Origin of the sequence: Actinophytocola sp. (genome assembly GCF_036402745.1) — a bacterium.
Lineage (GTDB): Bacteria > Actinomycetota > Actinomycetes > Mycobacteriales > Pseudonocardiaceae > Actinophytocola.
The window spans coordinates 22,515-32,354 of record NZ_DASWSJ010000423.1; the positions used below are offsets into that span (position 1 = coordinate 22,515).

A 9,840-nucleotide genomic window follows, 5' to 3' on the forward strand; every position below is an offset into this window, starting at 1 on the left:
GACCTTCCAGACAATCCCAACCACCAATGAAGGAGCGAGGGAATGGGACGAAGAGTTCCCAGAAGCTTGTCCCGGCGGCGTGGACTGAGAACCGCAGGGGTGGTGATGATCAGCGCGGCCATGGCGTTCGGCGCGCTGGTCGCTCCCGCGGTGACCGGCCCGACCGCGCCGGTGGCGCAGGCGGCAGCGGCCGCAGCGCCGGTCAACGTGCTGGTCTTCCACGGCGCGGCCGACAACCAGCTCGACCCGGTCGTCCGCGCGACCGACGCGATCGCCGGCCTCGGCCAGCAGAACGGCATGTCCGTGTCGGTCACCACCGACCCGGCCGCGTTCACCCCGGAGAACCTCTCCCACTTCCGCGGCGTGGTGTTCCTCTCCGCCGAGGGCGTGACGCTCAGCCGCGTCCAGGAGACGGCGCTCCAGAACTACATCAAGGCCGGCAACGGCTACCTCGGCGTGGCTGACGCGTCGAAGTTCCAGCCCAGCTCCGACTGGTTCACCGGGCTGATCGGCACCCGTCCGGTCGGCTCCGTGCCGCCGTCGCTTCCGGTGGCCGCGGTGACCGCGAGCGGGGAGAACCCGCCGAGCGAGACCAAGGAGAAGCTGACCGACGGCGACGAGAACACCAAGTGGCTCGTCCGCTCGACGACCGGCTGGGTCGCCTACCGGCTCACCCAGCCGGCCGTGGTGACCAAGTACGCGCTCACCTCGGCCAACGACTTCCCCGGCCGGGACCCGAAGAACTGGACCCTGCAGGGCTCCCAGGACGGGACGACGTGGACCGACATCGACACCAAGACCAACCAGGTCTTCGCCGACCGGTTCCAGCGTCGCGAGTTCGCGATCACCAACACCACGTCGTACGCGAACTACCGGCTCAACATCACCGCCAACTCCGGTGAGCCGCTGATCCAGCTCGCGGACTGGGGCCTCTACACGGCCGACTCGGCGCCCCCGCCCGAGCCGCAGCCGGTGCAGGCCGTCGTGGACCTCACCGACCGGCAGCACCCGGCCAACGCCGGCCTGCCGCTCAACATCACGCGGACCGACAAGTGGCGCAACTGGGCGCCGAACCCGGTCGGCACCGTCCACACCGTGGCGCAGGTCGAGGAGTGGAAGTACAACCCGGGCCAGGGCGCGAACGGCCCGTTCCACCCGGTGTCCTGGTGCCGTGACTACGACGGCGGCCGCTCCTTCTACACCGGCATGGGCGGCACCGACGGCAGCTACGGCGAGGCGGCGTTCCGCAGCCACCTGCTCGGCGCTCTCAAGTGGACGACCGGCATGGTGCGCGCCGACTGCCAGGCCACGATCGCGTCGAACTACAAGATCGAGCGGCTGACCGCGCGCAACCAGACCGGCCAGCTCGACCAGATCGGCGAGCCGCACGGCATGACGGTCGCGCCGGACGGCACGGTGTTCTACGTCGGCAAGGCGGCCTGCCCGACCGGCCCGATCGTCGACTGGGCGGACCCGAACGTCGGCCTCGGCTGCGGCACGATCCACCAGTGGGACCCGACGACCAAGAAGGTCAAGCTGTTGACCACCTTGGACGTCATGGGCAACCGCGGCAGCGGTGACGAGCTCGTCAAGAACGAGGAGGGCCTGCTCGGCATCGCCCTCGACCCGAAGTTCACCGAGAACGGCTGGTTCTACGTCTACTGGATGCCGCACTCCTCGATCGACCGGGAGCGCCGGGTCGGCGAGCGGACGGTCTCGCGGTTCACCTACGACCGCACGAACCAGACGATCGACCAGGCCACCCGCAAGGACCTGCTCAAGTTCGAGGTCCAGATCCACAGCTGCTGCCACGCGGGTGGCGGCATGGCGTTCGACTCGAAGGGCAACCTCTACGTCGGGTCCGGCGACAACAACTCGTCGCAGGGCTCGAGCGGCTACTCCGGGAACAACTGGACCCAGGAGTACGCGGGCATCTCCTTCCAGGACGCGCGCCGCACCGCCGGTAACACCAACGACCTCGCGGGCAAGATCATCCGGATCCACCCCGAGGCCGACGGCACCTACACGATCCCCCAGGGCAACCTGTTCGCGCCGGGGACCGCGAAGACCCGGCCGGAGATCTACGTGATGGGCGTCCGCAACATCGCGCGGCTGGCCATCGACCCGGAGCACGACTGGCTGACCGCGGGATGGGTCGGTCCGGACGCGTCCTCGCCGAACCCCGACCTCGGGCCGGCGAAGTACGAGACCGCGACCGTCATCACCGACGCGGGCAACCAGGGCTGGCCGTACTGCATGGGCAACCGGCAGCCGTACCGGGACCGCAGCAACTCCAACGCGGAGGTGCTGACCGGCTGGTACGACTGTGACAACCCGCTGAACACCTCGCCGCGCAACACCGGTCTGGTCGACATCCCGCCGATCCGGGACAACATGATCTGGTACTCGCCCGACGGCGGTGGCCCGGTCTTCCCGAAGCGGCCGGGCAGCTCGATCCCGACCTACAACAAGGCGGACGCCACCTACACTCAGCCCTACCTGCGGGGTGGCGGTCAGGCGATCATGTCCGGTCCGACCTACCACTACGACCGGGTCGACGCCAAGAGCGGTGTCGCGTGGCCGAAGTACTGGGACGACAAGTGGTTCATCGGTGACGAGTCCAACGCGCAGAACCGCGTCGCCGTGACCGTGGACCCGGCCGGTGTGCCGACGCACCAGCCGCCGGCGTTCGGCGAGACGCTGCGGCAGATCCTGCCGAGCGGTGGCGGCGACAACCGGCTGCAGAGCTGGATGGACGCGAGGTTCGGTCCGGACGGCGCGCTCTACATGCTCGACTACGCCGGTGGGTTCTTCAGCCTGGACCCGAACCAGAAGCTGATCCGGGTGACCTACCAGGGTGGCCCGCCCACCCCGCTGCCGGCGTCGTCGTCGGTGACGGCGGTCGCGGTGCAGAACAAGCCGCTGACCTACTCCTTCAACGGCACCAAGGCCGGCGGCGTGGCCTGGGACTGGGACTTCGGTGACGGCAAGACCTCCACCGAGGCCAACCCGCGGCACGCCTACACCCGGGTCGGTCCGTACACCGCCAAGCTGACCGTGACCTACGCGGACGGCGAGACGGCGGTCATCCGGACGAGTGTCAACGTCGGGTGTGTGGTCTCGGACCCGAACACCACCGTGACCTTCGGCGACACCGACACCACGGTGGCGAACAAGAACACCGGCGGCGGCTGCAAGGTCGACGACCTGATCGACGACGAGAGCACGTGGGCCACCCACAACGCCTTCGTCACCCACGTCGACAAGGTGACCAAGCAGCTCAAGACGCTCGGCATCCTCAACGCCAACCAGCAGGCGAAGCTGAACACGGCCGCCAAGCAGTCCCCGATCGGCAAGCCCGGCACCACCGGGTACGACGGCATCTACGACGGGACCGCCGAGTCCCTGCGAGGGTGGGCGCAGGCTCCGTCCGGCAACTTCACGATCCAGCGGGACGGCTCGCTGAGATCGGCCGGCGGGCTGGGCATGCTGTGGTACGCCCAGAAGGCCTACGGCGACTTCTCGATGAAGGTCCAGTTCCGGGACATCGCGCCGGAAGGGTTCCGGGCGAACAGCGGCATCTTCACCCGGTTCCCGGACCCGCGGACACCACTGGCACAGCGGCCACCCGGCAGCTGTGGCACGACCGGTCCGGCGCGGACGTCGGAGGCGTGGGTGGCGATCTACTGTGGACAGGAGATCCAGATCTACGACGGTGACACCGGCGAGCCGCAGAAGACCGGGTCGATCTACAACTTCGACCCGGTGCAGCTGCCGAACGCCGGCGTGACGCCGAAGAACCAGTGGAACGAGTACGAGGTCCGGGTTGTCGGCCAGCACTACACGATCACCCGCAACGGCGTGGTGATCAACGAGTTCGACAACACGCCGGGTCAGGCGTCGTCCCGACCCGGTGACCCGCCGACGGATCTGCGGCAGTTCGCCAGCGGCTTCGTCGGGCTGCAGAACCACAGTGACAACGATCTGATCGAGTTCCGCAACATCCGGGTGCGGCAGCTGTAGCCGAGCGGCCGGCCGGTGTGGGTCCTTCCCGCACCGGCCGGCCCTCACTCTTCGCCCGACCCTTTGGAAGGTGTCATGTTCCGACCATTACTCGCCGCGCTCGGCGCGGCGGCGACCGTACTGGGGCTGGTGGCGATGCCGGCCTCGGCCTCGCCCAACACATCCCCTCCGGTGGCCGCGGCGCAGACGCTGACCTGGACCGCCAACGACAGCACCACCGCCTACGCCTCCGCCCCGACCACCGCGGTCGCCGGCGCGACGACGGTCGTCTTCGAGAACAGCGCGGCCACCGGCAACACCACCGGGATGACCCACACACTGACGTTCGACACGTCGAGCCCGGGCTACAACCACGACGTGAGCGTCAACATCGTCGCGAGCCCGTTCGACTCGGCCGGCGGCCGGCACGAGCAGCCGGTGACGCTCACGCCCGGCAAGTACCGGTACTTCTGCTCGATCCCCGGCCACAGCACGATGACCGGCGAGTTCACCGTCACCGGCGGCGGCGGGGACACGACCCCGCCGACCGTCGCCGCGCAGCTGACCGGTCAGCAGGACGCCAACGGCAACTACGTCGGCAGCGCCACGGCCACCCTGACCGCCACGGACGACTCGTCCGGTGTGGACAGTGTGGAGTACCAGCTGGACGGTGCCGCGTGGACCACGTACACCGCGCCGGTCGTGGTGAGCTCGGTCGGCGCCCACACGCTGCACTACCGGGCCACCGACGTCGCGGGCAACACCTCGCCCGAGGGCATGGTGAACTTCACGGTCGTCGCCGGCGGCGGCCAGGACACGACCCCGCCGACCGTGTCGGCCGAGGTGTCCGGTCAGCAGGACGCCAACGGCGCCTACCTCGGCAGCGCCACGGTCACGGTCACCGCGACCGACGCCGGTTCCGGGGTGGCCACGGTGGAGTACGAGGTCGACGACACCGGCTTCCACCCGTACACCGGGCCGGTGACGGTGACCGCGCTCGGCGACCACGCGGTGCAGTACCGCGCCACCGACGTCGCCGGCAACGCCTCCACCACGGGCTCGGTGCCGTTCCGCATCGTCCAGGGCACGCCCCCCGCCGACACGACGCCGCCCGCGGTGTCCGCCGTGGTGTCGGGCACGCAGGACGCGAACGGCAACTACGTCGACGCGGCCATCGTGACCGTCGCGGCCACCGACGCCGACTCGGGTGTGGCGTCGGTGGAGTACAAGCTGGACGCGGGCGCGTGGACGGCGTACTCCTCGCCGGTCACGGTGAACGCGCCCGGCGACCACATGGTGAGCTACCGCGCCACGGACGTCGCGGGCAACGTGTCCCCCGAGGGCATGGCGCACTTCACCGTGGTGGCGCAGGACACCACCGCACCGACCGCGTCGGCTTCCGTTGTGGGTCAGCAGAACCCCGATGGCGCCTACCTCGACACCGCGGTCGTGACCGTGTCGGCCAGCGACGCGGGTTCCGGTGTCGCGTCGGTCGAGTTCTCCCTGGACGGTGCGGCGTTCGCGCCGTACACCCAGCCGGTCGAGGTCCGGACGGTGGGCGAGCACACGGTCCGCTACCGGGCGAGCGATGTCGCGGGCAACGTGTCCCCGGAGGGCTCGGTGACGTTCACCGTCGTCGCGTCGCCGAACCAGGACACGGTGCCGCCGTCGGTGTCGGCGCTCGTGTCGGGCACCCAGGACGCGAGCTGGAACTACCTGGACAGCGCCACGCTGACGATCGACGCGTTCGACGCCGGCTCGGGCGTCGCGTCGGTCGAGTACAAGCTCGACGGCGCCGCGTTCGTGGCGTACACCGGGCCCGTCGTGGTCGACACGGCCGGCACCCACACGGTGACCTACCGGGCGACCGACGTGGCGGGCAACGTCTCCGCGGAGCTGTCCGGCACGTTCACGATCGTCAAGACCAGAGCGGACGCGTGCCCGAGCTCGGACACCCGCCCGACGGTGATCATCGGCGCCAACGACAGCGGCGTGGCCAATGTGGACACCGGCAACGGCTGCACGATCAACGACCTGATCGCCGAGCACGCCGTGTACGGCAACCACAACAGCTTCGTCAAGCATGTCAACAAGGTGACGAGCGACCTGGTGGCAGCACGCGTGATCACCTCGGCGGAACGGAGCGCGATCGTCCGGGCCGCGACGGACTCGAACGTGGGAAAGTCCGCGCGCAAGGCCGTCTGAGCTGATCGCTGAACATGGGGCCCCGGTGTCACCGTCACCGGGGCCCCACCTTCATCGGTGGGTCGGAACGCCCGCGATCGCCTGACAGGCGGCGGTTCCCTCGGCGCGGGTGAGGATGCGGCCGCCTTCCACGCGGAAGGCCACCTCCGTCTCGTCGCTCACCGCGGGGATGCCGGCGGCCGCCGCCAGGGGACCTGGGTCGATGACCACCCGCAGGGCGGGCCAGGCCGGTTCGGGGAAGGACTGGCGCAGGCACGCGGACAGCTCGGTGATCGTCAGCCGGGCCAGCGCCAGCTCGGCCGGGTCGCCCGTCACGAGGACGGCGGTGACGGCGCCGGCCGGGGTGGTGCCGAAGGCGCCGCGGACCGCCTGTTCCACGGAGGCCAGGCGGTTCAGGCCCAGGACCGCCACCACGCCGTCGCCGAGCTCGGCGGGACGGCCGGTCACCAGGTCCACCGCGGGCGGCGGGGACCACGGGTCGTCGGCCGGGTGGGCGGGAGCGGCGGCGGGCGGCGCCCACCAGTCGTTCAGCTCGGCGGACGCCAGCTGCTCGCACGCGCTGACCACGTCGAACGGCTCCTCGAAGCCCGGCGCGATCGTCGAGAGCGACCGGGCGCCGTGCAGGATCGTGAGGGCCGTCGACGCCAGGCGCACCAGGCGGGCGCCCGGCGCCACCGGCTCCAGGCGCTCCAGCGCCAGCCCCAGCAGCAGCGCGTTCACCCGCAGCAGCTGCGTGTACGGCCGCCGCGGCACCTCGGCGAACAGGTCCGCGAACAGCGCCGCGTCCGGACCGTCCAACCGGGACACCCAGGCCCGCGCGAGCCCGCCCAGCGCCTCCCGCCGGGTGCGGCCCAGCGACGGCTGCTCCGGCACCGGCGCGGCGGCGACCGCCTCGGCCAGCACGGCGAAGTACAAGGCCCGCTTGCCGGGGAAGTTGGAGTAGACCGCGCCACGGGTGAGCTCCGCCCGCTCGGCGATCTCGTCGATCTTCGCGTCCCGGAAGCCGCGCTCGGCGAACTCGGACCGCGCGGCGGCCAGCACCTTCGCGCGGTTGCGCTCCTGCGTCTCCACCCTGCTGAGCCGGCTCACCGACCCAAGATACCGCCACCATTCAGATGATGAGATCATATGATCAGAACATCCAGAAGGAGGACGCATGGACGTACCCGAGATCGACCTCGCCGACCCCGAGCTGCTGACCGACCCGTTCACCGCCTACGGCCGCGTGCGGGAGCAGTCGCCGCTCGCCCGGATCCCGATCCCCGGCATCGGCGCGATGTGGGCGCTGACCAGGCACGACAGTGCTCGCGCGATGCTCGCCGACCCGCGCTTCGAGATCAACGAGACGAGCTTCCTGCGCCCGGACGTGCCCGAGGACTGCCTGCCCTACCTGCGCACGATGTCCGAGCTGAACGGCCCGGGCCACGCGCGCCTGCGCAAGCTCGTCGCGCCCGCGTTCACCCCGCGCCGGGCCGAGGAGTTCCGCCCGCGCATCCAGCCGCTCGTCGACGCGCTGCTCGACGAGCTTCCCGACGGCTCGTCCGGCACCGGCACCGACCTCTTCGTCCACTTCGCCCGGCCGCTGCCGATGGACGTCATCTGCGAGCTGGTCGGCATCCCGGCCGCCGACCGGCCACAGTGGCGCGAGTCCGGCGCCACCGTCGCGCAGGGCTCCGGGCCCGGGTTCGCCGCGGCCATCCCGGCGATCATCGCGGGCGCCAAGGACGCGGTCGCGCGCCGCCGCGCCGAGCCGGCCGACGACCTGCTGTCCGACCTCATCCGCGCCCAGGCCGAGGACGGCGACCGGCTCAGCGACACCGAGCTCGTCACGCTGGTGTGGCACCTGGTGATCGCCGGCCAGACGCCGGCCAACCTCATCGCCAACGCCGTCGCCCTGCTGCTCACCGACGAGAATCACGTGGCCGCGTTCCGGGCCGACCCCGGGCGCGGCGTCGAGGAGCTGATCCGCTGGTGCGGCCCGGCGATGATGTCGATCCCCCGCTACGCGCGCGAGGACGTCGAGCTGTGCGGCGCGCAGGTGCGCAAGGGCGAGCCGGTGACCGCCGTGGTCGCGTCGGTCAACCGCGACCCGCGCGCGTTCCCGGACCCCGACGCGCTCGACCTCGGCCGGTCCGCCGCGCCGTCGGGCCACCTGGGCTTCGGCCACGGGCCGCACTTCTGCCTCGGCGCGTCGCTGGCCCGGGTGCAGACGGAGGTCGCGCTCAGCACGCTGCTGGGCCGCTTCCCGGGTCTGTCGTTGGTGGAGGCGGTGCGCGCCCCCGACCCGGGCACCTGGCGCCTCGTCTCGCTGCGGGTGTCCTGGTAAGCCGGGCCGGTCCGTTCCCCCGCGGAGCTGACCGGCCGCACTCAGGCCGAAGTGGACGGTGGGCCGGGTTTCGCGGAGGTGTGCCGGCCGCTCGCCGTTGAGCGCCGGGCGGGCACTCGGCCGCGGCTGACACACTGTCGGCGTGACGAAACGTGCGTTGGTTCGGCGGCCCAGTCCTCGGCTGGCCGACGGGCTGGTCTCCCACATCGCCCGCCGGGCCGTGGATGTCGAGCTGGCCGACGCGCAGTGGCGGTCGTACGTGGTGGCGCTCGCCGAGGCGGGGTGGGAGGTCGTCGAGGTGCCGCCGGCCGATGACTGCCCGGACTCGGTGTTCGTCGAGGATCCGGTGGTCGTCTTCCGGGATCTCGCGGTCCTGGCCCGGCCGGGGGCGGCCGTGCGGCGGCCGGAGGTGGCGGGTGTCGAGACCGCCGTGCGGGCGGCCGGTTACCGGATTGCGCGGATCGGCGAGCCGGGCACGCTCGACGGCGGCGACGTGCTCAAGATCGGCTCGACCGTCTACGTGGGACGCGGCGGCCGCACGAACGACGACGGCATCCGCCAGCTCGCCGGCCGGCTGACCCCGCTGGGCGCGACGGTCGTCCCGGTGCCGGTGACGAAGGTGCTGCACCTGAAGTCCGCGGTCACCGCGCTGCCCGACGGCACGGTCATCGGCTACCCGCCGCTCGTCGACGACCCGGCGCTGTTCGCCGACTTCCTGCCCGTGCCGGAGGAGGCGGGCGCACACGTGGTCCTCCTCGGCGGCGACCGCGTGCTGATGGCCGCGTCGGCCCCGAGGACGGCCGCCCTCCTCGAGACCAAGGGGCTGACGCCGGTCCAGGTGGACATCGGCGAGTTCGAGAAGCTCGAGGGCTGCGTCACCTGCCTGTCGGTCCGCCTGCGCTAGCTCACGTCGCCTGGTGACCCGAGGCCGTCTCGCAGGCGAGGACGACGGCCGCCGACCTCGGTCCTCAAGTCCTAAAAGGACATTGATCGGACGGGCCAGGTGGCTGCTCCCTCGAGGTTCCCGAACCAGAGTGACGCCGGGGGTTCAGGCCTGGCCGGTGCGGAACTTGTCGAGGATCCGGCGGTCCCGCTTGGTGGGCCGGCCGGCGCCGCGGTCCCGGCGGGCGACCGGTATGGCCGCCTCCGGGGGTGGGGCGGGGGTCCGGTCGATGAAGCAGGTGGCGGCGTCGGCGGCGCCCACCCGTTTCTGGATGACCCGCACGACCTCGAGGACCCGGGTGGTGTCGCCCACGCGGGCGCGGACCTCGTCGCCCGCGGAGACGGTCGTCGCGGGCTTGGCGGGG

At 71.4% G+C, this 9,840-nt stretch carries 6 protein-coding genes; 4 read left to right on the top strand and 2 right to left on the bottom strand.

From position 1 onward, the window contains the following. The first annotated feature begins 42 nt into the window (after window positions 1-42). Entirely contained in the window at window positions 43-4,023 is a 3,981-nt protein-coding gene (locus VGD70_RS36660; RefSeq protein ID WP_414638141.1) for a ThuA domain-containing protein, read from the top strand. A 75-nt stretch (window positions 4,024-4,098) separates the two neighbouring features. Continuing rightward, complete coding sequence (locus VGD70_RS36665; protein ID WP_331089751.1) at window positions 4,099-6,207, top strand: OmpL47-type beta-barrel domain-containing protein; 2,109 nt, start codon at window positions 4,099-4,101, stop codon at window positions 6,205-6,207. Window positions 6,208-6,258: 51 nt separating this feature from the next. On the opposite strand, the gene VGD70_RS36670 is transcribed toward VGD70_RS36665, so the two are convergent. Further along, window positions 6,259-7,296, bottom strand: coding sequence for a helix-turn-helix domain-containing protein (locus VGD70_RS36670; RefSeq protein WP_331089753.1), 1,038 nt, complete (start codon window positions 7,294-7,296; stop codon window positions 6,259-6,261). Window positions 7,297-7,363: 67 nt separating this feature from the next. On the opposite strand from VGD70_RS36670, the gene VGD70_RS36675 reads away from it, so the two are divergent. Both VGD70_RS36675 and ddaH read left to right on the top strand, forming a co-directional pair. Then, a complete protein-coding gene (locus VGD70_RS36675; RefSeq protein ID WP_331089755.1) occupies window positions 7,364-8,533 on the top strand; it encodes a cytochrome P450 in 1,170 nt (389 codons plus the stop codon). A gap of 142 nt (window positions 8,534-8,675) precedes the next feature. Beyond that, window positions 8,676-9,437: a dimethylargininase gene (gene ddaH / locus VGD70_RS36680; RefSeq protein ID WP_331089757.1), complete on the top strand. Its 762-nt coding sequence runs from the start codon at window positions 8,676-8,678 to the stop codon at window positions 9,435-9,437. 144 nt (window positions 9,438-9,581) lie between these two features. On the opposite strand, the gene VGD70_RS36685 is transcribed toward ddaH, so the two are convergent. Continuing rightward, window positions 9,582-9,840: hypothetical protein (locus VGD70_RS36685; protein ID WP_331089759.1), on the bottom strand; the 259-nt coding region annotated here is incomplete at its 5' end.

What these genes read in the sequence shown, in the direction of transcription:
- VGD70_RS36660 (WP_414638141.1), top strand. Translation starts at nt 43, where the DNA reads ATGGGACGAAGAGTTCCCAGAAGCTTGTCCCGGCGGCGTGGACTGAGA.
- VGD70_RS36675 (WP_331089755.1), top strand. Translation starts at nt 7,364, where the DNA reads ATGGACGTACCCGAGATCGACCTCGCCGACCCCGAGCTGCTGACCGAC.
- VGD70_RS36665 (WP_331089751.1), top strand. Translation starts at nt 4,099, where the DNA reads ATGTTCCGACCATTACTCGCCGCGCTCGGCGCGGCGGCGACCGTACTG.